The following is a 24,397-nucleotide window of genomic DNA, read 5'->3' on the forward strand; positions in this document are numbered from 1 at the left end:
ATTTAGAATAATGCAAAACAATTTCCAACGTCGTGATCGCGGCGAAAAAAGAGAAAGTAATCAAATGGTATTTGGTATTCGTGCCGTAATCGAAGCCATTGACAGTGGTAAAGAGATTGAATCTCTTTTTATACAACGTGGTTTAAGCGGAAGCTTACTGTTGGAATTGAAGGCGTTGATCAAAGAGCATAATATCGGTTATCAACAAGTTCCTGTTGAAAAACTGAATAGAATTACGCGCAAAAATCACCAAGGTGTAATTGCTGTAATTTCGCCAATTACCTATCAAAATATTGAGGATATTCTTCCAGAGATTTACGAAAAAGGAGAGACGCCCTTGTTGTTGATGTTAGATGGAGTAACAGACGTTCGTAATATGGGAGCTATTGCGCGTACTGCTGAATGTGCTGGGGTGCACGCGATTATTGTTCCTAAAAAAGGTTCTGCAGAAATTAATCCAGATGCAATTAAAACTTCTGCTGGAGCATTGTACAAAATCCCGGTTTGTCGTCAAGATTCTTTAGGCAAAACAGGTAAATTTCTTATTGATTCAGGCGTACAATTAGTTGTTAGTACAGAGAAAACAAAGGATTCTGTTTATGATGTAGATTATACCGTTCCTACTTGTGTAATTATGGGAGCTGAAGATGTAGGTGTTTCGGATGATTTGATTCGTATTTCAGACAAATTAGCCAAAATTCCTATGTTCGGAGGAATTGGTTCATTGAACGTATCCGTATCGGCAGGTGTAGTGATTTACGAGGCTATCCGTCAACGTAATATTCAATAAAAAAAATGCTTAAGCAGAAACTACGCAGACAATTAAGAGTTTACAAATACGTAGTTTATAAAGAAACTTTAGTCGATTTTAAAGATCACTTTTGGTCTTTTATCGGCGCATTTATTGGGATTGGAATAATAGCTTATTTACAATCCATACAACTTCCTCAATTAGAAAACATTTTCCTTATTGGTTCTTTTGGCGCATCATCAGTACTTATTTATGGTGCTGTTTATAGTCCACTAGCGCAACCTCGAAATCTGATTGGTGGTCATGTCGTATCAGCTATAGTTGGTGTAACAGTAGGGAAGTTCTTTCCAGACGTGGTTTGGTTAACGGCACCTATGGCAGTTGCCTTATCTATTGTCGCAATGCAGATTACACGTTCACTTCATCCTCCTGGCGGAGCTACGGCTTTAATAGCTGTGAGCGGTGGAACAAAAATAACTTCACTGGGTTATATGTACGTGTTATCTCCAGTATTAACGGGGGCATTGATTTTATTCACAGTGGCATTGATTTTTAATAATATTACGAAAGATCGGCATTATCCAGTAAGGCATTCCAGATTAAGGAAATCGAGACGAATGATTTTAAGGAAAAGATTTAATAAACAATAAAGGGAAGATGTATTATCTTCCCTTTATTGTTGTGTGCCCAGCATGGGCAATAACTCTAGGGTGTAAGTCTCGAACACGCCTTTACAGTGGGAAGTGTTAGCTTATGACAAGGGTGTCCACCGCGAGGTGGAATCTGAAGGAAGTCTGAGGCAAAACCTCGGTCCGACGAACAGAAACTACTATCAAAGAAAGGGGATAGTATGGTTCTCCACCTGTGTCATTTTTAGAACCAAACATGGTAATATGTCCTTGTGGATCAATTTGTATTTTTATAATTGGTTTTGAACCACTACGTCACTACGTCCATTCATTTTAAAAATCTCAGGCATCGTTACCGTATTATTATTTTTGTCCACATAGCTCTTACCCCATCGCGTGCCATCTGCAAATTGAATATTTGGTTTTAAAGAACGCTCATACTGATTAAATCCTTGAAATTGAATTTCATTGGTTTCAGTTTTTTGCTTTGGAGTGTTGGCGTTGTTTTGTGTTCCATAATATAACGTAGAGTCGTTAATGGTCATGTTGAATGAGTTGTCGATCTGGTATATATCGATAATAGCTCCAAAGTCCGAATCAGGAAACGTAAATGTCAACGGTTTTGGAGTCGCAGACGCTACATTTGAACCGAAAATATCTACTTTAAAATTCCCAGTTGGCGTTGCGTCTACTACACATGGACAAACTACTTTTAATTTTAAATTATATCTTACCCCTGGTTGTATTTTTATGTCCGGTATATTTATATGCTGAAATAATCCATTTATCTTTAGAGAGGATATATCATAGGTGCTTTCTGCTCCATCTGCCAATATAAATAAAGATTCAGAACGTATGACATCACTGCCTATTGTGTTTGCGATAATTTTCAGTTCTTTTGCAGATGTCAATTTATTTTGGAATGAAGGACTGCCTGTTGCGAGATCAAAACTCGCTTTTTCGAAACCTCCTGTAATAGTTGGATTGGTAAGTTCTGTGATTTTACTTCCCAACCTCTTGTCTGTTTGATCCGCCTCAATGGTTGTGTACACCTCACTAAATTGGTGTTTAAGCTTCATCTCAATGGTATTTCCAGCAACTCGTACAGTAATATTTTCGTGGTGATAAATGAATTCAGTTGTTAGATTTTCAAGTACAAGTTTTGATACATTAGTTGTGTCTTTGGGAACTGGTACTGTTGAGGTGCTATTGGTAGAATACGCAATAAATTGGTAAGTCGAGCCAATGTTTAACTTCTCAATTTTTATACTATTATCTCCTTTTTTATAGGTATGGGTAAGTGATTTGAAATAATTACCCTTGGAGTCAAAAACAAAAATCTTGATTTTAGTTCCATTTTCTAATTCCTTTGAGGAAGAAGTCTGCGTAGTTGCTGCGATTTTTTTGGATGAGTTTATTATCGACTCTGGTTCTACTGTAGCTTGTATAGCTAGTTCTGGACCTAAAGAAGTATATATCTTTTGAACATTAGATACATTGCTTTTCAATGAAGCCTGTAATGTGCTTGAATTACCTTCTGATAAATTATCGGCACTTATGTTCAGCGTAACATTACTAATCCCTTCACCAACCTTGTCGTCAAATTTTTTTTGACAGGAGAGTGTTACTGTTATAATAAGCAGAATTAATAAATTTTTAACAGAATTCATTTGATTAAAATTATTTTTGAAATTCATATTGTAAGTCAATTTCTTCTTCTTGCCATACTTCTAGCCAGCCTTGATTGGCTGATTGTTGTATGGTAATGTTTGAGGTATTAGCTATGGATTCTTCCACAAATACGCTATAAACTTCCATTTTAGGAGGAGTGTATTTCTTCATTTTCATCACGTTTTTCTTTGTAGTTTTTTATTCAGCCATATGACTAATAGTATATGGTGACATTAAATGATTCTTCTTATAGAATAGCCTTGTAGTAATATTTAGCCTGTGGATAAAAAATTAAAATAGCATTCATGCCAAAAAAGATCATTTTTTTGACCGTATGTATTCAATAGTTTATCTGTTAGATTTTGCTAGCTATAGTAAAATTAGTGTGCGTTATATAGCTTTTATTATAAGAATCGCGCACAAAGGTAAATGATTTTCACTAAGATTAAATGGTAAAATATGGTTTTTTATGGTATATTATGTTTTTTATTGTTTTGTTAAATTGAAATAAAGTTATGTTTATATTGTGTGTAACAGAATAATATTCTGATTTTAGTAAATTGATTGTTGTCGTCTATTACCGCATCATTTTTGATTTTTGCGTTCTGCTATATTTATATTTGCATGTTTATTCGTGATTGGTTATTGAAATTTTTATTTTAGCATTTTCAACCTATGAAATATGAATAAAAGTCTTTTTAAAATAGCTTTCCTTGCTGGGTTATGCTTTTCATTAAAATTTTCTGTTGCACAAACTCCATTGAAAATAGAGGAAAATATTTTAAAGGAACCTAACAACTATTATTATATTAATTTCCAGAATTATGCTACGCCTTTGAATAAACTCCCTATTGGCGTATTCGACTCGGGAACAGGTGGATTGACTGTACTTGATGCACTAGTTAATTTTGATCAATTTAATAACCATACAAAGCATCAAGGTAAGGATGGAATATTAGATTTTGAAAGCGAAAAATTTATCTATTTAGCAGATCAGGCTAATATGCCTTATGGTAATTATAATGCTACGGGTAAGGATGATTTGTTGAAAGAGCATATTATCAAAGATTTTCAATTTCTATTAAGTAATAAATATTATCAGAATTCGAATCAAACTTCATTTCAAAAGGATAAAGAACAGGTAAAAGCGATTGTCATTGCATGTAATACTGCTACAGCATATGGCTATGAAGATGCGGTAGCTTTTTTGAATACAACGGGTTTGAATATTCCTGTAATCGGTGTGATAAACGCTGCAGCAAGAGGGACGCTTTCGTTTTTTGATAAAAAGGAAAATGGTTCTATAGCGGTTTTTGCGACAGTCGGTACTATTGCTTCAAAAGGTTATGAACGGACACTGAGACAGCAAATAGTCGAAGGAAATTTTACTGGTGATATTGAGATATTTAATCAAGGTGGATACGGTCTTGCTGAAGCTGTAGACGAAGAACCTGATTTTATTCGCAAGAATGTAAAAGAACCGAGAAAAGAATATCGCGGCCCTTCGCTAGATAATCCAAATTATAGAATAGATCAAGCCCTATTAGAGGTTTACAACTTTAAAAAGGATAATAGTAGCCTCCTTTGTGATAATCAAAATGTTGACGATTGTTCGATTATTCAATTAAATGATGCTGAGAATTATGTACGTTATCATTTGGTTTCACTAATGGAACAGATGCGTAAGGCAGATAAGGCGCAGCCTTTGAAAGCTATTATTTTGGGATGTACGCATTATCCTTTTTTGATAAAGGAAATTAAACAGGTTTTTGATGAGTTGAGAAATTATAAAGGCAAGGACGGAAATTATGTGTATAGAAATCTGATTTCCGAAAATCTACATATCATTGATCCTTCGGTTTATGTAGCTCAAGAGTTATACACAGCTTTGAATTCGAAAAGTCTTTTCAATGACAGTAAAAATCCATTGATGACAAAGTCAGAATTTTATATTTCGGTGCCTAATGTTACGAATAAGAACGTAAAATTGGATGCTGAAGGCAGATTTACTTACGACTATAAGTATGGACGTAATGCTGGAGAGATTCAAGAATATGTTAAAGTCGTTCCTTTCGATAGGAAAAATATATCTGAGGAGACATTGAAACGTTTTGAATCACTTATTCCAAATACCTATAAATTGATCCAAAATTTCTCCAAAGAGAATCCAAAGACAAAATATCTCAAAGCAGAAGAAAAAATATAACAAGAAAGACCTCGAATTAAGAGGTCTTTCTTGTTAATTATAAATTTCTTTGTAATTCTTACTATATTTTTCAATAATCTTTTTACGTTTCATTTTGAGGGTAGGAGTGAGTTCACCACCTTCAATAGTGAATTCCTCTGGAATAATGGAAAACTTTTTGATTTGTTCCCATTGTCCAAAGGATGTATTTATTCGATTAATTTCGTGGGTAATTTTTTCTTTGATCTCCTTTTGTGCTAAAAAATCTTCTTTTGATAATGAAGTAAGTTGCATTGCACTTTCCTTAGCCCAATCCAAAAGGTTATTATAAGATGGGACTATGAATGCTGCAGGAAATTTTTCGCCTTCCCCTATAACCATAAACTGTTCGATAAATAGTGATTCGACCATTTTTGATTCAATAGGTTGTGGTACAATATATTTTCCTCCAGAGGTTTTGAACATTTCTTTTTTACGATCGATAATTTTCAAATATTTTCCGTCAATCCATTGGCCAATATCTCCCGTATATAGCCAACCGTCTTTAATAATCTCTTCTGTACCTTTTGGATCTTTAAAATAACCAAGCATGATATTATCGCCTTTGGCTAATATTTCTCCGTCTTCAGCTAATTTGATGTCAATATTTATCAATGGCAAACCAACAGTCCCTAGTTTCATTCCGCGTTGAAAATCATTAACAGCTAAGCATGGTCCGGCTTCTGTCAAGCCATACCCCTCATAAATATTAATTCCTGCTGCCATATATAATCGAATTAAACGCTCTTGCAAAGCAGCAGAACCCGAAGAAATACCTACAATTTCTCCACCTAGAGCTTCTTTCCATTTGGAAAAAATCAATTTTCGGGCTATTGATAATTGAAAATTATACAAAGCACTGCGTTTGTCTTTTTCTAATTCGTATTTCTCACCCAAAGCGATAGCCCAAAAGAATAATTTACGTTTAATGCCAGTCAACGATTCTCCGGTTTTCATTATTTTCTCATACACTTTTTCTAAGACACGTGGTACAGCTGAGAAAATATGAGGTTTGACTTCTTTCATATCTGCGCCAATGGTTTCCATTGAATTGGCATAATAAATTGTTAAGCCTTTGTACATATATACATAATGAAACAAGCGTTCATAAGCATGACAGACAGGAAGAAAAGACAAAGCACGCATATATGAAGTCACTGGAAAAGAATATTCACTGCTCATCATATCTGCTAACAAATTTTTATGCGTAAGCATGACACCTTTAGGATTGCCAGTGGTGCCACTGGTATAAATTATTGTGGCAATATCTTCATGTTGTACAGCATTTCTTCGCGTATGAAACTCTGAATCGGAAATAACCTTTCCAGTTTGATTAACAATACTCCAATGAGGATAGACTGTACCTTGTTCTAAAATAAAAAGATTATTTAGTGTTAGAAGATCGGCTTTGAGATTAAAGATACGTTGGTATAAATCTTTATTGCTAATGAAGATGATATTAACCTCAGCATGATTTAAAATATATTTATAGTCGTTGTCTGAAATGTTGGGATATAATGCCACGACGATAGCTCCAATCTGTTGAATAGCAAAGTCTAGTAAGGACCATTCTATTCTATTTTCACTTACTATTCCGACTTTGTCTTGTGGTTTTACACCAAGGGCAATGAGTCCTTTAGAAAGTTCGTCGATTTGTTGTTGGAATTCTTCATTAGAGAGTTTCTTCCATTTTTTTTCTTCTTTATAAGAGAAAATAGAAGAAGTAGGGTAAGTGTCCTGTCTATACTTGACTAGATCAAATATACGTGTAGGCTCGTTTTTCATAAGCAATATCACATAAAATATAAAGGCTACCTAAACAAATAGGTAGCCTAACAAATTTACGCAATATTCTTAAGATTAATATTTGCTTTTCGATTCACGGCGTTTGCCAGAGAAATCACGGAATCCGCCATTATCTCCACCACGTTCTCTTCTTTCGCCAGAGAATCCACCACGACGGTCACCGCCACGATCTCTTCTTTCGCCACCGAAGCCTCCGCTACGCTCACCACGACCTCTTCCACCACGGTCACCGCCTCTAGAGCGACCACCACGGTCTCCACGATCTGAACGACCTTCCCCAGATACTTCGATACGAACTTGACGTCCGTTGAAGTCTACACCTTTGAAGCCATCGAATACTTTATTAACCTCTTCATCTTGAACTTCGAAGAATGTGAATACACCTTTCAAATCAATTTTACCAATAGACTTGCCCGAAATATTTGCAGTATTACAAATAAATCCTAACATATCTCCACGGCTAAATTCATCTACAGAACCTAAGTTCATGAATAAACGAGTGTATCCTTTTGAACTTTGGCGTTCACCACGTTCTCCTCTTTCACGTCTATCGCCGCTTACTTCACGTGCATCGATATTTAAATCAGGTGCGTTTTTGTAGTAATCTAAGAAACGATTGAATTCAAGAGATGCAAATCTTTTTACAATTTCTTCTTTCGATAAATCTTCGAAACCTTCCATAATAGCTGGTAAGAAAGTGTTGATTTGCTCTTCGTTAACTTCTACATTTTTTACCTTATCAATGATGGTCATCAATTGTTTTGCAACAACTTCTTCCCCTTGAGGTACTTGCATTTTAACGAAAGGTTTACCGATAACTTTTTCAAGTTGACGGATTTTGCTTTGCTCTTTAATGTTGATTAATGAGATTGAAATACCAGTTTTACCCGCACGAGCCGTACGACCTGAACGGTGTGTATAGTTTTCAATTTCATCAGGTAATGAGAAGTTGATAACGTGTGTTACATCATTTACGTCGATACCACGAGCAGCTACGTCTGTTGCGATCAACATTTGTAAGCTACGGTCACGGTAACGTTTCATTACTTTATCACGTTGTTGTTGTGACAAGTCACCGTGTAATGCATCTGCATTGTAACCATCTTTGATTAATGCTTCTGCGATTTCTTGAGTTTCGATTTTAGTACGACAGAATACAATACCAAAGATTTCTGGATTAGAATCCACGATACGTTTGAATGCTGCGTATTTATCTCTTGCTTTTACCAAGAAGTATTGGTGCTCAATATTTGCATTACCTGTATTTTTTGTACCTACAGTTAATTCAAATGGATCAGTCATATACTTTTGAGCGATACGACGTACTTCTCTAGGCATAGTAGCTGAGAACAACCAAGTTTTTTTATCTTCTGGAGTTTCTGATAAAATGTTGTTGATGTCTTCTTGGAAGCCCATGTTCAACATTTCGTCCGCTTCATCTAATACAACATATTTTACATTTGAGAAGTCAATAGCATTTCTGCCAATGATATCTAACATACGTCCTGGAGTAGCGACAACAATCTGTACACCACGTCTGATTTGACGTAATTGATCACTGATGTTTGCACCTCCGTATACAGCTACAACGTGTACGTTGTCGATGTACTTAGCAAATTTTTCTAAATCTTTAGCGATTTGTAAACACAACTCACGAGTTGGGCATAATACTAATGCTTGTGGGTGTTTTTGAGAAAAGTCTAACTGCTCTAATAATGGTAGACCAAATGCCGCTGTCTTACCTGTGCCGGTTTGGGCTAATCCGACAAAATCGTCGCTGCCAGTCAATAAAACAGGAATGGCTTTTTCCTGTATTTCAGAAGGTTTTTCGAAACCTATTTCTGAGATGGCTTTAACAACTTCCTCACGGATTCCCAGTTCTAAAAATGGGTTCATGAAATAAATTATACAATAGGCACTATTGCCTAAGGCGTTGCAAAGGTATGCATAATTATTCTAAAAACCTAATTTCTAATAGATTGATATGAGGTAGGCCACTTATGAATTTTATTGTTTTAAATTAGTTGTAATTAAAACTAAGTTAATTATTTAAACGTTATCCTGTCACTTTTGCATCGCATCATGATTTAATTTGAAATATTCGAAAATAATAATTTCATTTTTTTACATTTGATAAACAAAAATTAACATCCGAATTATGTGGTATAAAAAATCGATTGCAAATTTAATAGCCGAGGCTGAGCAAAGGGGCCAGGGAACATTAAAAAGAACACTTACTAGTGGGGCGCTAATTGCTTTGGGTATTGGAGCAATTGTTGGCGCTGGACTTTTTGTTCGTACAGCAGCAGCAGCTGCACAAAATGCTGGTCCATCCGTAACAATCGGCTTTATCCTGGCGGCTTTAGGTTGTGTATTTGCAGGTCTATGTTATGCGGAGCTTTCATCTTCTATACCTGTATCTGGTTCTGCTTATACCTTTACCTATGCGACTATGGGAGAATTAATGGCATGGATTATTGGCTGGGATCTGGTTTTAGAATATTCAGTTTCTGCAGCGACAGTGGGTATTGCCTGGAGTGAATATTTAAATCATTTTCTAGTCGATATCATAGGTATCAAACCCATACCATATGAATGGTGTCATTCACCATTTCAAAGCTTAAATCTTTTGCAGATAAATAGTCAGGAACAATTAACCGCCTTACAGAGTGCTTTTGAACCAGCAATAGCGCAAAAAATGCAAATTGGAACTCAATTGGCTTTAGAACCAGAATTGCTAAGTAAAGTGCCCACACCATATCAAAACCTTGTCACTACTTCTAAAGGTATTATGAATTTACCTGCTTTACTTATTGTAACGCTAATGAGTTTACTATTGGTTAGAGGAACTAGTGAATCTGTTGTTGTTAATAATATTATTGTGTTTGTTAAAGTAACAATTGTTGTTTTGGTAATTATCTTAGGTTGGCATTTTATTGATCCTGCAAATCACACTCCATATATTCCACAGTCCACTGTGTATGTAGACCATGAAGGTATTTCACATCGTTTTGGTGGAATTTGGGGAATATTAGGCGCAGCTGGAACCGTATTTTTTGCTTTTATTGGTTTTGATGCGGTTAGTACCGCTGCACAAGAGGCGAAAAATCCTAAGCGTACTATGCCAATTGGTATTTTAGGTTCTTTGGCTGTCTGTACTTTATTATATGTTTTATTTGGTCATGTATTGACAGGACTAGTGGATACAGAATTTTTCAGAGATCCTACGCGTGGTGGTGAAGCTTCGGTGGTAATGGCAATTCAAGAATCCATGCCTGGTTTTTCTTGGTTAAGCAAATCCATTACAATAGCAATTTTAGCTGGTTTTAGTTCGGTTATTTTGGTGATGCTTTTGGGACAAAGTCGAGTATTCTATTCCATGAGTAAAGATGGATTATTGCCAAAAGTATTTTCAGATGTACATCCAAAGTATGGAACACCATGGAAAGGAAACTTATTAATCTTGTTATTGGTGGCTTTATTTGCAGCCTTTGTTCCAGGAAATGTAGTGGGGCATATGACTAGTATTGGTACGTTATTCGCATTTAGTTTGGTATGTTTAGCTGTAATAATTTTACGCAAAAAAGAGCCTAATTTACATAGAGAATTTAAAACACCTTTAGTTCCTTTAATTCCTATTTTAGGTATATTGACCTGTGGAATTATGATCGCTGGATTAGGTAAAGAAAACTGGATTCGATTAATAGTATGGATTTTGATTGGTCTTGTTATTTATTTCGGATACGGAAGAAAGAATAGTAAGATTAGAAAAGAAATGGAAGGAAAATAATTGCGCCAAAGAAAGTCTTAAAAATAAAGTCCTGCAAATTTACTTTGTAGGACTTTATTTTTATCTATTTCTTTCTACTATTCTGTATCTTACTTCGGAGTAAATTGAAGAAATCTTCTTCGACTTGAAAAAATTGTGAAGCTCGAGTTTGTCCTACAATTTTTGCAAATTCTGCACGATACGACTTTTTAAGTTCTACTTCTTTAGCATCAAAAGCAATTACATCACGTTTTTCCGCATTAAGAGAATTACCGCGAACGTTGAAGCCTCTTTTAGCACGTTTCAAATCCCACATTTCCTTATTATACTGATTGTATATAGGGAAAAATCGTTCAGCTTCACTAGGACTTAATTTCAATTCCTTAGTGATATAAGCAATTTTCTCACTTTCTATTGCCTCAAAGTTTTGTTGTGCCTGTGAAGATAGATGTAAAGTGAAAATAAAGCAGATGGTTAATATAATATATCTCAATCGTAACATTATAGCATGTAATTTAAATACTCTTCTATTTCCTCTTTTCCAATTTCCAAATCCAATTGAACATTTTCATTTTTAGTATCAGACGTGTATTCTGCTAAATGGATTAAATCTTCACCTTCAGAAACTTGAGCTAAATAATTTAATATTTCTTCATCACTCACATGATCAAGATTTACCTCTGTAGTTGAAAGTTGATTTCCATTTTGATTAGAAATCGTATTTTGAAAACCAAAATAGGAGCCTACACCTACAATAAGCGCAATTGCTGCTGCTGCAGAATATTTTCTCCAATTTGTACGCTTTGGAAGAGTAAGTATAGTAGTTTCTTGTTTAGTCGTTCTTGCTAAAATTTTTTCATTCAATTGATTAAAATATCCTGTAGGAACAGTAAAGTGTTCTTGGTTTAATTCTTCAGACCATTTCTCTACAATGATTTTAGCTTCAATTTCATTTGATGCTTCCTCAAAATAAGAAGTTGGTACACTAAACCCTGATTCTTTGCCTACTTGATCATGAATGTTACTCTCAGCAATTTTTGCAAAAATTTGATTTTCCGCAGCCTCAAAATAGTCCCCTGAGACTTGGAAGTCTAAAGCAGGTACAATAGATTTAAGATTTTCTTCTGCAATAGAAGCCTCTATACTTTGACTTAAATCATCAAAATAGTTTGTAGGAATAGTAAATCCATCTTCACTCACTTTATCTTTCAAACCCTGTTCTGCGATTTTTGCAAAAATAGAAGTTTCGAGTGTGTCAAAATATCCATTAGGAACATTTGCTGTAGCTTTTGTATCTAAACTTTCGTTTATATTTCCGACAGTACGTTCGAAATGAATTTGACCGAGGATATGTTCTTCTTGATCCTCAAAGAAATTTTTAGGAATAAAAAAAGGATTTACACGCAATGAATCTGGTAGATTTTTGCCTCCTAATTCTTCGTTATATGTGTTGTGTTCCTTCATGAGTGTATATATAGATGAATTTAATAACCAAAGGTTTAATCGTGGCTATTGAAAAAATGCTCTATTTTTTTCACTGCTAAATGGTATGAAGCTTTTAAGGCCCCTACACTAGTTCCTAAAATTTCGGATATCTCATCATACTTCAAATCTTCAAAGTATTTCATGTTGAATACTAGGCGTTGTTTTTCTGGCAAGGTTAGCAAAGCCTGCTGTAATTTCATTTGGGCTTGATCCCCATTAAAATATGAGCCGTCTGTTAATGTTTCAGATAGGTAAGATGAACTGTCATCGTCTAACGAAACATTATTTTTTTGCTTTTTCTTGTTCAGAAATGTGATACATTCATTGGTAGCAATACGATACAGCCAAGTGTATAATTGCGAATCCTCTCTGAATTTATCTAAATTACGCCATACCTTCACAAAGATATCTTGGGTCACGTCATCCGCATCGTCATGATCGATGACCATGCGTCTGACATGCCAATATATTTTTTGTTGATATTTCTTCAACAATTGTTTGAAAGCCGCCTCACGTGTGCTTTCATCGGCAAACATGGATATGATTTGCGCGTCTTCCATTTATTATTTTTTTCTGCTAATAACTTTTTGTGCAGCTGCTACAATGCTTGCTGCGTTTAAGCCGTATTTTTCCATCAATTGTGCAGGAGTACCTGATTCACCGAAGCTATCATCTACTGCTACATACTCTTGTGGTGAAGGTAAGTTTTTAGCCAATACTTGCGCTACACTATCTCCTAAACCACCAAGACGGTTGTGTTCTTCCGCTGTAACTACACAGCCGGTTTTTGCTACTGATGCTAAGACTGCTTCTTCGTCCAAAGGTTTGATGGTGTGGATATTGATGATTTCTGCATCGATACCTAATTTTTCAAGTTCTTCTCCAGCTTTGATTGCTTCCCATACCAAGTGACCAGTAGCAATAATAGTCACATCTTTACCTTCGTTCAACATGACCGCTTTACCAATCTCAAAAGTTTGGTCAGCAGGAGTGAAGTTAGGAACTACTGGGCGTCCGAAACGTAAGTAAACTGGACCTTCGTATTTTGCTACCGCAATAGTAGCTGCTTTAGTTTGGTTAAAGTCACAAGGATTGATAACCACCATTCCAGGTAACATTTTCATCAAACCGATATCTTCTAAAGTTTGGTGTGTAGCACCATCTTCACCCAATGTAAGACCTGCATGTGATGCAGCGATTTTTACGTTTTTGTGTGAATAAGCGATAGATTGACGGATTTGATCGTAAACGCGTGCTGTGGAAAATTCAGCGAAAGTTCCTGTGAAAGGAATTTTACCACCGATAGTCAAACCAGCAGCAATACCCATCATATTTGCTTCAGCAATACCAATTTGGAAGAAGCGTTCTGGAAATTCTTTGATAAAAGCATCCATTTTTAAGGAGCCCACCAAGTCAGCACATAATGCTACTACATTTTCGTTCTGCTTACCTGCTTCTAATAAACCAGCACCGAAGCCCGAACGTGTATCTTTAGATTCTGTGAATGTATATTTTTTCATGTTTGTATTTAGATGTGGATTTGAGACTTTAGATGTGAGATAGCTTATCTCGAATAATTCTATTATCTAATGTCTACTATCTATCTTCTATTATCTATATTAATAATCGCCTAGAGTTGATGATAATTGATTCAATGCACTTTCTAGTTGCTCGTCGTTAGGAGCTACACCGTGCCATTTGTGCGTACCCATCATGAAATCAACACCTGAACCCATTGCCGTGTGCAATAAGATAATTACAGGTTTTCTTTTTCCTGAGCGAGATTTAGCTTCATCAATACCAGCTACTACTGAAGCCATATCATTACCCTTTTCTACTTCTAATACATCCCAACCAAAAGCTTCCCATTTAGCTCTTAAGTTGCCTAAAGATAATACTTGATCTGTAGAACCATCAATTTGAGCTCCGTTGTAGTCAACTGCCGCGATTAAGTTATCCACTTTATTGTGTGGCGCATACATTGCAGCTTCCCAAACTTGACCTTCTTGCAATTCACCATCACCCATTAATACATACACTAAGCTGTTGTCTTTGTTTAATTTTTTAGCTTGTGCCGCACCAATAGCTGCTGAAAGACCTTGACCCAAAGAACCTGAAGCGATGCGAATACCTGGTAATCCTTCATGAGTAGTAGGGTGACCTTGTAAACGTGAATCTAATTTACGAAAGGTAGCCAACTCACTTACTGGGAAATATCCAGCACGAGCTAATGTGCTATAAAATACGGGTGAAATGTGACCATTAGATAAAAAGAATAAATCTTCACCAACGCCGTTCATGTTAAAAGCTGGATCGTGTTTCATAGCATAGAAATATAAAGCTACGAAATAGTCTGTACAGCCCAATGATCCACCTGGGTGTCCGGATTGACATCCATGTACCATACGTACGATGTCACGTCTTACTTGTGTTGCAGTTTGTTCAAGTTTGTTGATATCTACACTCATTTTGATTGTTTTATACAAAATACAAATTTATGTGCGTAAAGTTAATGAAATTAAATGTTTTAGGAAGGGCGAAGGGGAGAATATTGATAAAAAATGTTACTTCTCTGAGTTAGAAAGGATTTATCAATGAGGGCTTTAAAACATAAAAGGCTCATTATGAATGAGCCCTTTATGTTCTTTAGTTAATCAATGACCAAGTTGACCAAGGAATTCTGGATAGAATCAAGATCAATGCAATCGTGTATGTGATAAATACAGTTCTGTTTGCTGCGTAATCTTCTGTTGCCTTTTTAGCTTTTGAATAACCTATAGTAATTAATACAATAGCAATAATCATTGTAAGTGGGTGCTCTAAGAAATATAATCTCGATAAGCTATTTCCCATGTTTTCACCAGAAAAGCTTTTGAATCCTAGTGGAGAAATAAAATAAATAATCAAACCAATCAATAATTGTAAGTGCGCAGATATAAATCCGATTAAAGCAATTTTGCGGTTATATGGATTTGCTTTAAAATAATTTACTGCAGTAATTACAATAGAAATAACCAAAGCTAGTAATAAGATTACCGCTAAAGTTGAATGTAAATGTTTCATACCTGTTAACATATGTTTTGTTTTTAAATTTCAGTTTTTACAAAAGTACTATTTTGAAAGTCGTTTTTCACCTAATTCCCTAAATTCGGATTTTGCCTTGAATTGTGGGAATGTTGTCTCGTAGCTCATCATATATCCAATATCGAAAAATAAACGAACATCTGCTATTATACCATTAAAATCCCAATGTTCATTCACTTCATCTTGTGGAGAGTGGTATTTTCCTAATCCTTTTCTACGTGTGTCATTAGCCAATGAGTCTGTAGAAATTAATTTCGAACCAGAGCCCATAAACAATCCAGGAACACCTTTTTTGACAAAGTTGAAATGATCCGAACGGTAAAAGCCACCAGAACCTGGATTTTTTTCGCCAGCTACGGTTCTACCAAATTTAGCTGCAGATTTAGCTACATAATCTTCAATTTCTGTTTGTCCATAGCCTACAATCGAAACATCTTTAGTCGCACCGGCTGCGCTGAATGCATCCATATTTAAGTTAGCAACGGTTTTGTTCAATGGATAAATAGGATTGTTCGTGTAATAACCAGAGCCTAATAAGCCATCTTCTTCACCTGTCAAGGCGATGAAAACAATGCTTCTTTCTGGTTGATGTTTGGCTGCTTTGAAAGCATTAGCAATTTCGAATAATGCGGAAACACCTGCTGCATTATCAATCGCACCATTGTAAATCGAATCTCCATTTACTGGTTCGCCAACACCTAAATGATCCCAATGTGCAGTGTAAATAATAGTTTCATCCGGACGTTTCGTTCCTTTAATTTTAGCAATGACATTGCTGGACTTCGAATTACGAATAGTATTGTTTAATTCTACTTTGGTAGAAATATTTAATGGAACAGCTTTAAAATTTGGTTTCTTGGCATCTTCCATTATTATAGGATCAATTCCTGCGAACTTAAATAAAGCGTTAGCCGTTTCTGTAGTAATCCACCCTTCAAAATCTGTTGTTTTGATATTATCATCGGCCAACAAAAGTTGAGGGCCAGACCAACCTGAACGAACCACATCCCAACCATAACTAGCGGCGCCAGTTTCATGAATAATCAACACACCAGTTGCTCCCTGTCTTGCAGCTTCTTCGTATTTGTAATCCCAACGACCATAATACGTCATCGTATCGGCTTTGAAAAGATTTTTGTCATAACGCCCTGGATCAGAAACCATGACTACAACAGTTTTCCCTTTGACATCCAAGCCTTCGTAATCATTCCAATTGTATTCTGGAGCAACTATACCAAACCCTGCAAATACTAAATCTGTTTTTTGAATAGCAACTTTGGGAGATGATTTACGTGAAACAATCACGAAATCGTCTAGATTTTTTTTAGCTAATGTGCCGTTTTTTCCTTCGAAAGTAAGTTGAGGAGTTGAAGGTTTGGAAGCTATTTCTACCATAGGGACTTCTTGGAAGTACGAATCTCGATTTCCGGGTTCTAGCCCAAGCGTCTTAAACTGCTCTTGAATGTAATTTACCGTTAAGGTGTCGCCTTTAGTAAAAGGTTTTCTACCCAAAAACTCATCAGAAGATAACTTCTCCACGTAAGTACGATAAGCAGATTCTGTAATTGCATCGAGTGCGGTGCTATCCAATTTGCTCGCATCGTACATCGAGGAAGTTTGTTTGCACGAAGTCAAAGCTGTACAGATAAGCAAGGCAGCTACAAAAGATTTATTCATCATCTAAATAATTATTGTACGGATAAAATTACAATTAAAAGTGTAAGAAAGTATGTTGTATCTAATCTTTGACAGGAATAACTTCTGCTACAGGATGAAATAAATAGATTTTTTGCGTTGAAATCTCCAAACACTTATATCTTTTGCGAAGTTTTTCCATTTTTTGAAAAGTTCTTCCGTTTTTTAGTTGAAAAACTGCCTGTTCTGGCAATTCTTCTACATGTGTTACTTCCGAGATTTTGGTGTCGTATTTTTTCAAAACACGATATAAATTCAAATCCGTGCAGGAGGATGCGGCAGGATTATTCATGTAATTGTTAATAGCAATCACGATATCGGAAGGGAAGATGTTTAATTTCAAAAATGGCTGGATTAAGCTTTTAAAGTTGTTTTTCCATTCTTCGCCGTGCGGTTTTACCAGATTTTTGAAATCCTGATATGTTTTAAGATGGGCAAACTCGTGAACTGTAGTCATTAAAAAAGCATACGGATTTAAGTCGTGATTCACCGTAATTTGGTGTGGACTTCCTCGAAAAGGCGCACGGTAATCACCCAATTTAGAGGCACGGCTCTTGGTGACTTTAAATCGGCAAGCGGTATCATTAATCCATTGCGAAATAATTGGAGCAGCCTCTGCAGGAATATACTTACTCAATTGTTTGCTGAAATCGGGCATATCGTTACAAACATATTATTTTAATAGCAGAAAGTGAATTTTTTATGGTTTTCAAACCTAAATCTTATCCCTATATTTGAAATTAGTTTTTCGGTAGAAATAACATCAACATATACTTTATGCTATCACGATTATTAATAAAAAACTACGCTTTAATTGACAATTTGGATATCGCTTTTGATAAGGGATTGAATATTATCACGGGTGAAACTGGTGCGGGTAAATCTATTCTGATGGGTGCATTGGGTTTGGTTTTGGGTAATAGAGCGGATGGCAAACAGTTTTTTAATGAAGATAAAAAATGTGTGATAGAAGGTTATTTTTCTATTTCATCGTATGATCTGAAAGGATTTTTTGAAGAAAATGATTTGGAATATGATGATGAAACAATTATCCGCCGTGAAATATCAGTCGATGGCAAGTCTAGAGCTTTTGTGAATGATTCACCTGTCAATCTTTCGATATTAAAAACTTTGGGTGAACGATTAATCGACATTCACTCGCAACATGCAACCTTGCAAATCAATACCGAAGAATTTCAATTGTTTGTGTTGGATGCTATTGCAGGAAACGAATCTTTACTTGAAGAGTTTCGTAAGGAACTACAGCAACTAAGGCAAATCGATAAAAAACTTAAATCCTTAAAAGAAGAATCTCGTACAGCGAATGCTGAATTGGATTATAACCAGTTTTTGTTTGATGAATTGGAAAAAGTAAATGTGCGTGAAGGTGAAGTGAAGGAGTTAGAAGAAGAGCAAAGCCAATTGGAAAATGCTGAAGAAATAAAGAGAGCTTTATTGGCTTCAAATTATTTGCTTTCGGACGGCGAACACACTGCTTTAGCTTTATTAAAAGAAAGTATTCAGCAAATTCAGCAAGCTTCTCGCTATTTTTCAGATGCTGAAGAACTGGCCAATCGTCTTAACAGTGCATACATAGAAATTAAGGATGTATCATCTGAAATTGCGAATCAAGAAAGTGCAGTGCATTTGGACGAACAGCGTTTAGATGAAGTTAATACACGCTTGAGTGATATCTATAGTTTACTGAAAAAGCATCATGTAGATTCTGAATCGGAATTAATTGAACTTAAAAATCAATTAGAAGAGAAGCTTCAGGTCGCATTGAATCATGATGAAATCTTAGCGAAATTAGAAGCTGAGAAGCAAAAGCAAGAAACTAAAGTATTGCAAGTGGGTAAAAATATCCACAAGAATAGATCTAAGGTAAAATCTGAGGTGGAACACGCTGTTCAAAATACTTTGGCGCATGTTGGAATGGTTAATGCGCGATTGGATATTTCCTTAACTCTTCAACCGTTGGAGAAAGTCTCTTCTAAAGGATTGGATACTGTTCAGTTTTTATTCTCCGCAAATAAAGGGCAAGCTTTACAACCTATTCATAAAGTAGCATCAGGTGGTGAGTTATCTCGTGTGATGTTGGCTATTAAGTCTTTAGTTGCTAGTAAATCGGCTTTACCTACAATTATTTTCGATGAAATCGATACGGGTATTTCTGGGGAAGTTGCTTTAAGAGTGGGAGAGGTGATGCAAGGTTTAGCGAAAAATATGCAAGTGTTGGCGATAACGCACTTACCTCAGATTGCTTCCAAAGGAACTTCACACTTCAAAGTGTATAAAGAAGATAAAGAAAATAAGACGAGATCGAATATTGTATTGATGAATGAAGATGAGCGAGTAATGGAGATAGCGCAGATGTTAAGTGGAGCGAATCCAGGAGAAGCAGCATTGGCACATGCTAAAAATCTATTAGTTAATAACTAGAAAATTTTTTAAAAGCTAGAAAAAATAAGAAAGCCTGCGAATAAGTTTTGCAGGCTTTTATGTTTTGATTGGTTTTATATATACTTTCATAGACTTATTCTTCATTTTGTCCTATGATAGCTAATAAAAGTAAATAATATCCTTTTTCTAAACCCAATTCTGCTGCTTTTTGTTCAATAGTTTTCATAATCTTGATATTTATATTAATATTTAATCCTATATCAAGTATTATTCAATTGGTATGCCAAAAATAAATTATTGGCACAATGTGATAATTAAACAAAGAAGTTAGGTACTAATTTTTTTAAGATGGAATTTTAAACTGTTGCATGCGTATTTATACGTAGGCGTCTAGTTAATCATTCTCCAAACAGCAAATAGCCATCTCTTGCTCCCTGAATCACTTGCTGTAATTGCGCAGGACTCAATTGATTATTTAAAACTTGAAAATTTTTCCAAATAATAGATAATTGATCTTGATGTTGGGAGAGGTATGCAAAAGGAAATCCATCAAATGAAGGATATTCCTGTAGTTTCTTCAAAATCATTTTATTACCTAGCATCGCTCCTAAAACAATGTAAATTAATCCGAGCTTATAATGTTTATCAGAAGCATTCACTACAACGGGTGAATATTGAGTATAATCAATATTCATATGCTTAAGATCAACCAATAATGAATCTTGCTTTTGAGACAAAATATCGCTTAATTCAGGCCATTCCAAACTTACTTTAGAAATAATGCCCGTGATATAGCAATATGATTTTAATATAAAATTTTTATAATGAGCGATAGTGAATTGATTACTAAATAACAAGTGTGCATTCATCACCTGCTCAATTCTATCGTGTAAATCCTGCGTTTCTGTTTTTAATAATTTATTATTCATTCGGGAATTTTATTTTAAATACGGTTCCGGATCCAATTATACTTTCAAAGCTGATTTCGGCATTTAATCGATCGACAATTCTTTTTACAATCGACATACCCACTCCACTTCCTTCGAATTGAGTAGCATTGGATAAGCGTTTGAAAATACTAAATACCTTTTCTTTTTCTGTCTCTTCTATGCCTATGCCGTTGTCTTTTATGAAATAAACAGTCTTATTATCTTCTATTATACTATATATTTCCAAAACTGTCATGCTGTTTTTACTACTAAACTTAACCGCATTGTTAATTAGATTCATAAACAGCTGATACAGTAAAGTTTTTTCACCAAAAACTGGATGCAAATCTCCAAGGATGATTTCAAAATTCTGGACTTTGTACCTCTGAATAGCCTGCTGAATAAGCTGATTAATAAATGTTTCAGTTGCCACCAGTTCATATTTCAGAATATTGAAAGAGCTTTTTGTAGATTCAATGGTCTTATCAATAATATCATTAATCAGACTAGCGGCATCTGCAATATTTTTAGAAAATCTAGCTACAAATTCTTGAGAGATATCCTGTCGGGTTTGCATGAATTGTGCAGAAGTTTTGATTGTCGACAGCGGATTTTTAAGATCGTGCGCCAACTGATGTGTATATGTATCCAAGGCATTATTAGCCTCAATCAACTTCTGATTTAGTCGTCGAACTTCATTCAATTTTCTTAGCATAGACTCTTGAATAAGTTTTTGAATCCTTACTAAAAAGTCATTATCAAATACTGACCATTTTTCTGACTGACCACTTACCTCTTTTTTCCACAATTGGAAAGAAGTACGAGGAGAGTAAATATAAGCTTGTTTTTCTTCCGAAAAAATTTGATGTTTTTCAGGGACCCCTGCCCATTTTTCTTCGGCTATAATTTCCTTTCTGAACCAATAAATAGCAAATTCATTATCTTCATCAAAGCATAAGCGAGCGATGCCTGTCCAGTTTTTGTTATCTACATTTTTATTTGCCGATAAGGAAAACGAATGACTGGTAAAGATATTCTCATTACCCACTATTTTGTTTATTTCAGTGTGTATGTCTTGAAGCAAATATTCGTTAGGTGTGTCTCCAAATCGTAAAGTATAATCTGGAGATTTAATGATTAGACCAGTTGCAGAGATAGTTTGCATAAAACGATTCGCAAATTCACTCAAAGTTTTTTCAAAAGATTGGCTAAAGAATAATTTTTCTTTGAGTTCCAATTCGATTTCTTTGATAGTATGATCTTGCTGAATTTTAATACGCTGTTGTTTTACCAAATATTTATTTGCAGCATATTGAGTAACAAAAAGACAAAGACTTCTTTTGTCAAAAGGGATATATTTTGGTTCAATATTCTGGCAAGCTACTAATCCCCAAAGTTTATTGTCAATGACAATGGAAAAACTTGCACTAGCTCGCACACCAAAATTATCTAAATATTGTAAGTGTATAGGAGATAAAGCCCGAATTTGAGATTTAGAAAGATCTATTTGTTCTGGTGATAAACCATAAATATCTATAGTCTTTTCATGAATATCGGGGGTTTGACGCGAAAGATTTTTAAGATACAACTGTCTTGCTTGTTTAGGAATATCAAACTCTGGATATCTGTAGCCTAGAATAGATTCTTCTTTCAGTTTTTTGTTTTCGGCAATAACAATACCACTGCTGTCTTCCAAAAATTGATATACCATAATGCGATCAAAATCAATAATCTTAAAGATATTTTCGCACAAGGTTTGCCATACATTTTCGCTACGTTCGAAATTTTGCTGAAATTCATTCAACTGATTTAGTTCAATGATCATGTTTTCATTCATTTCGAACTCCAGAAACAATTTCTCATTGTGAACGTAAAGCGTCAGCTGGTAATTTCTACCATTTAATTTGGTCTTTGTCGATAATGGTTGCTGTTTTAATATTTGAAAATCCTTGATATTCAAATCAAGAGGAGAATCCGATGGAATGTTTTTAAGAAAATCATTCAATTCCAGATGCAACGCACTGGATAAATCAAAAGGAAGCCATTCCGAGCAATTCTCACTAACGGCCACACATTTGCCCGATAAATTAAAAACAATGAGGTAACCAAAATTTTGAATTTTCCCGCACAAATGAATTGGCTCTTCCTCACAGTTTAGCGTTTTAAGCTCTTTAATCATTCGGTAATAGTAGTAGATGTTTTATAAATATAGCTTTTCTGGAGGATATAGTCTATAGGCATAGACAAAATAGTGGGTTGGACGAAAATATATTTAATGAACGTATAGTTTATTAGGAGTAATGAAAGAAATCAATAGACAAGAACAAATTATAATAATAGTATTTTAATTTTCTTTTATTCTCTATTGGATAGCTACTGGTAGATATAAAAGATGAATACCTGTAAGCAACGAGGCTAACAGGTATTCTAATCGTATGTTGTTATTATTTTACACTCCCAATTTAAACGGAATGAGCCCTGTAGAATACAGAGCTCATTATATCAAGAACATTGCATAAATTTGTCTAACTTTTTGGGGGCAGTCCCAAACATCCCTTTTTATTTTTTAGTTTCCGCCGTTGTCGGCGTCTGTAAGTGTTACTTTTACTTTAATATCTTTATCAAGGGCGTTCAGGTTTGAACCTAATCTATCTTCTGCATACAAAGAAACTGTACCGACTTTATATTCATAAGAATAGTGAATACCTTTAATCGTAGCAGGAATTGCATTGTAATATCCTTTGCTATCTGTAAATTCCAGATGAACCTGCACAGTACCATAGTTATAATACGCATTATCAAGTTCAGGAAACTCTAAATCTGTATAATAAATATTTGTATTTCCATCCCGTACCCAATCATTTGGCTTTACAGTAGTAGTATAAGTCACACCTGGCAAATAATTGGTAATATACTCTTTTGTGCAAGAGCTCAATGTCACTAATGAGGCGCTAGCAATTGCTAAGGCAAGTAATACTCGTTTCATGTGTATAGTAGTTATATATTAATACTTAGTTATATATTGTGACAATGATATTCAATAAAAGTTTAATGCATTTGTAATTTTATTATAACGGGATTTATTCCAATATGCTACTTGTTCTTTCTACTGTTACATTGTCACCAGTTAGTGCATTCCCATCCTTATCTACTAAACTTAATTTTATGATAGCATCGCCTTTTGGTAGATTAGTGATTTGGTAAGGTACCCATCTATCTAACATAAATTCGACACCATTTATCGTAGCTTTTACCTTGTTCGCATCTGGAGCAAGGTCGGTATTTACCAAGAAGAAGTCTAACAATACCGTTTTTGTATCGTCACCTTTATATTCACCTTTTGGTCTGCTATAAAATAAAGATGGTTCAGAAGGTACGCCTTGTTCTTCTACTTTGCCATCTGCGTTTACTTTGAATTTCACTAATTTTGAGGCATCTGAAGTTTTGATAGATTCGTGAAATGAGCGAGACAAAAATGATAATAGATAATGTTCTGAATTTATCGAAACATTAAATATATGTTCGGGCTTATATAAAGCTACATAGGGCTTATTGTCTAAAATGAAATGTATATGTTGGCCATCCGCAGAATTGGCCATATGGTGATCGTGATCGGTTTGATCCGTTAAATTGAAATTTTGGACACTGTATTTAATAGTTACTTTGGCTGAATCATTACCCAACTTCTCGGAAGCTAGAGAAGAAATTGTAAGCGTTGCACCTGGAAATTCTTTAGCATGTGGTAAAGGAGTAACTTCTATGGATTCAGTAGAATCTACCGATGTTAGAGAGTCTTGAGAAGAAGTTGTATTAGAATTGTTGGATGAATTACAAGAAAAAGTAATAAATAAGCCGCAGGCTGCGGTTAAAAATAAATTTTTACGTACGATATTTTTCATAATGAAGTGGTTTATTGTAATCAATACTCATTACAACAAACCACTACACTAA

The 24,397-nt window shown here is 35.0% G+C and carries 21 protein-coding genes; 5 read left to right on the forward strand and 16 right to left on the reverse strand.

The features are described 5' to 3' along the window. Nucleotides 1-10: 10 nt before the first annotated feature. Both rlmB and G5B32_RS03875 read left to right on the forward strand, forming a co-directional pair. Nucleotides 11-790: a 23S rRNA (guanosine(2251)-2'-O)-methyltransferase RlmB gene (rlmB, locus tag G5B32_RS03870; protein WP_165290245.1), complete on the forward strand. Its 780-nt coding sequence runs from the start codon at nucleotides 11-13 to the stop codon at nucleotides 788-790. Nucleotides 791-795: 5 nt separating this feature from the next. Beyond that, on the forward strand, nucleotides 796-1,401 hold the full coding sequence (locus G5B32_RS03875) for an HPP family protein (RefSeq protein WP_165290246.1): 606 nt from the start codon (nucleotides 796-798) through the stop codon (nucleotides 1,399-1,401). Between the two features lie 269 nt (nucleotides 1,402-1,670). Here the strand turns inward: G5B32_RS03875 and G5B32_RS03880 are convergent, their stop codons facing one another. Both G5B32_RS03880 and G5B32_RS03885 read right to left on the reverse strand, forming a co-directional pair. After that, entirely contained in the window at nucleotides 1,671-3,077 is a 1,407-nt protein-coding gene (locus G5B32_RS03880) for a hypothetical protein (protein ID WP_165290247.1), read from the reverse strand. After that, on the reverse strand, nucleotides 3,061-3,222 hold the full coding sequence (locus tag G5B32_RS03885; RefSeq protein ID WP_165290248.1) for a hypothetical protein: 162 nt from the start codon (nucleotides 3,220-3,222) through the stop codon (nucleotides 3,061-3,063). The genes G5B32_RS03880 and G5B32_RS03885 overlap by 17 nt, the downstream gene beginning before the upstream one ends. Before the next feature lie 511 nt (nucleotides 3,223-3,733). Here G5B32_RS03885 and G5B32_RS03890 point away from each other — a divergent pair. Next, nucleotides 3,734-5,257, forward strand: a complete 1,524-nt coding sequence (locus G5B32_RS03890) for a glutamate racemase (RefSeq protein ID WP_165290249.1) — start codon at nucleotides 3,734-3,736, stop codon at nucleotides 5,255-5,257. Between the two features lie 33 nt (nucleotides 5,258-5,290). Here the strand turns inward: G5B32_RS03890 and G5B32_RS03895 are convergent, their stop codons facing one another. After that, entirely contained in the window at nucleotides 5,291-7,060 is a 1,770-nt protein-coding gene (locus G5B32_RS03895) for an AMP-dependent synthetase/ligase (protein WP_165290250.1), read from the reverse strand. A gap of 75 nt (nucleotides 7,061-7,135) precedes the next feature. Next, on the reverse strand, nucleotides 7,136-8,977 hold the full coding sequence (locus G5B32_RS03900; RefSeq protein ID WP_165290251.1) for a DEAD/DEAH box helicase: 1,842 nt from the start codon (nucleotides 8,975-8,977) through the stop codon (nucleotides 7,136-7,138). A gap of 262 nt (nucleotides 8,978-9,239) precedes the next feature. Here G5B32_RS03900 and G5B32_RS03905 point away from each other — a divergent pair, with 262 nt between their 5' ends. Beyond that, entirely contained in the window at nucleotides 9,240-10,871 is a 1,632-nt protein-coding gene (locus G5B32_RS03905; RefSeq protein WP_165290252.1) for an APC family permease, read from the forward strand. Between the two features lie 64 nt (nucleotides 10,872-10,935). On the opposite strand, the gene G5B32_RS03910 is transcribed toward G5B32_RS03905, so the two are convergent. The 8 genes from G5B32_RS03910 to G5B32_RS03945 form a co-directional block, all read right to left on the reverse strand. Continuing rightward, nucleotides 10,936-11,352, reverse strand: a complete 417-nt coding sequence (locus tag G5B32_RS03910; protein ID WP_206366782.1) for a hypothetical protein — start codon at nucleotides 11,350-11,352, stop codon at nucleotides 10,936-10,938. Beyond that, on the reverse strand, nucleotides 11,352-12,314 hold the full coding sequence (locus tag G5B32_RS03915) for a DUF3379 domain-containing protein (protein WP_165290253.1): 963 nt from the start codon (nucleotides 12,312-12,314) through the stop codon (nucleotides 11,352-11,354). The genes G5B32_RS03910 and G5B32_RS03915 overlap by 1 nt, the downstream gene beginning before the upstream one ends. 35 nt (nucleotides 12,315-12,349) lie before the next feature. Then, entirely contained in the window at nucleotides 12,350-12,895 is a 546-nt protein-coding gene (locus G5B32_RS03920; RefSeq protein WP_165290254.1) for an RNA polymerase sigma factor, read from the reverse strand. 3 nt (nucleotides 12,896-12,898) lie between these two features. Beyond that, complete coding sequence (locus G5B32_RS03925; protein WP_165290255.1) at nucleotides 12,899-13,855, reverse strand: transketolase family protein; 957 nt, start codon at nucleotides 13,853-13,855, stop codon at nucleotides 12,899-12,901. A gap of 99 nt (nucleotides 13,856-13,954) precedes the next feature. Continuing rightward, a complete protein-coding gene (locus G5B32_RS03930; RefSeq protein ID WP_165290256.1) occupies nucleotides 13,955-14,803 on the reverse strand; it encodes a transketolase in 849 nt (282 codons plus the stop codon). Nucleotides 14,804-14,981: 178 nt separating this feature from the next. After that, on the reverse strand, nucleotides 14,982-15,398 hold the full coding sequence (locus tag G5B32_RS03935) for a hypothetical protein (RefSeq protein ID WP_165290257.1): 417 nt from the start codon (nucleotides 15,396-15,398) through the stop codon (nucleotides 14,982-14,984). A 48-nt stretch (nucleotides 15,399-15,446) separates the two neighbouring features. Next, nucleotides 15,447-17,099: a M28 family metallopeptidase gene (locus G5B32_RS03940; RefSeq protein ID WP_240898988.1), complete on the reverse strand. Its 1,653-nt coding sequence runs from the start codon at nucleotides 17,097-17,099 to the stop codon at nucleotides 15,447-15,449. A 58-nt stretch (nucleotides 17,100-17,157) separates the two neighbouring features. After that, nucleotides 17,158-17,772 carry a sprT domain-containing protein gene (locus G5B32_RS03945; protein WP_165290258.1) on the reverse strand — a complete coding sequence of 205 codons (615 nt, stop codon included), beginning with the start codon at nucleotides 17,770-17,772 and terminating at the stop codon, nucleotides 17,158-17,160. A 119-nt stretch (nucleotides 17,773-17,891) separates the two neighbouring features. Between G5B32_RS03945 and recN the strand changes: the two genes are divergently transcribed. After that, entirely contained in the window at nucleotides 17,892-19,556 is a 1,665-nt protein-coding gene (recN, locus tag G5B32_RS03950; RefSeq protein WP_165290259.1) for a DNA repair protein RecN, read from the forward strand. 359 nt (nucleotides 19,557-19,915) lie between these two features. Here the strand turns inward: recN and G5B32_RS03955 are convergent, their stop codons facing one another. From G5B32_RS03955 to G5B32_RS03970, 4 genes are all read right to left on the reverse strand, one after another. Continuing rightward, on the reverse strand, nucleotides 19,916-20,446 hold the full coding sequence (locus G5B32_RS03955) for a biliverdin-producing heme oxygenase (RefSeq protein ID WP_165290260.1): 531 nt from the start codon (nucleotides 20,444-20,446) through the stop codon (nucleotides 19,916-19,918). Further along, nucleotides 20,439-22,625, reverse strand: a complete 2,187-nt coding sequence (locus tag G5B32_RS03960) for an ATP-binding protein (RefSeq protein WP_165290261.1) — start codon at nucleotides 22,623-22,625, stop codon at nucleotides 20,439-20,441. Before G5B32_RS03960 ends, G5B32_RS03955 begins: the two co-directional genes overlap by 8 nt. A 387-nt stretch (nucleotides 22,626-23,012) precedes the next feature. Beyond that, nucleotides 23,013-23,432, reverse strand: a complete 420-nt coding sequence (locus G5B32_RS03965; protein WP_165290262.1) for a hypothetical protein — start codon at nucleotides 23,430-23,432, stop codon at nucleotides 23,013-23,015. 94 nt (nucleotides 23,433-23,526) lie between these two features. After that, nucleotides 23,527-24,345 carry a hypothetical protein gene (locus tag G5B32_RS03970; protein WP_206366783.1) on the reverse strand — a complete coding sequence of 273 codons (819 nt, stop codon included), beginning with the start codon at nucleotides 24,343-24,345 and terminating at the stop codon, nucleotides 23,527-23,529. Between the last annotated feature and the right edge of the window lie 52 nt (nucleotides 24,346-24,397).

Source organism: Sphingobacterium sp. SGL-16 (assembly GCF_011043515.1).
GTDB lineage: Bacteria > Bacteroidota > Bacteroidia > Sphingobacteriales > Sphingobacteriaceae > Sphingobacterium > Sphingobacterium litopenaei.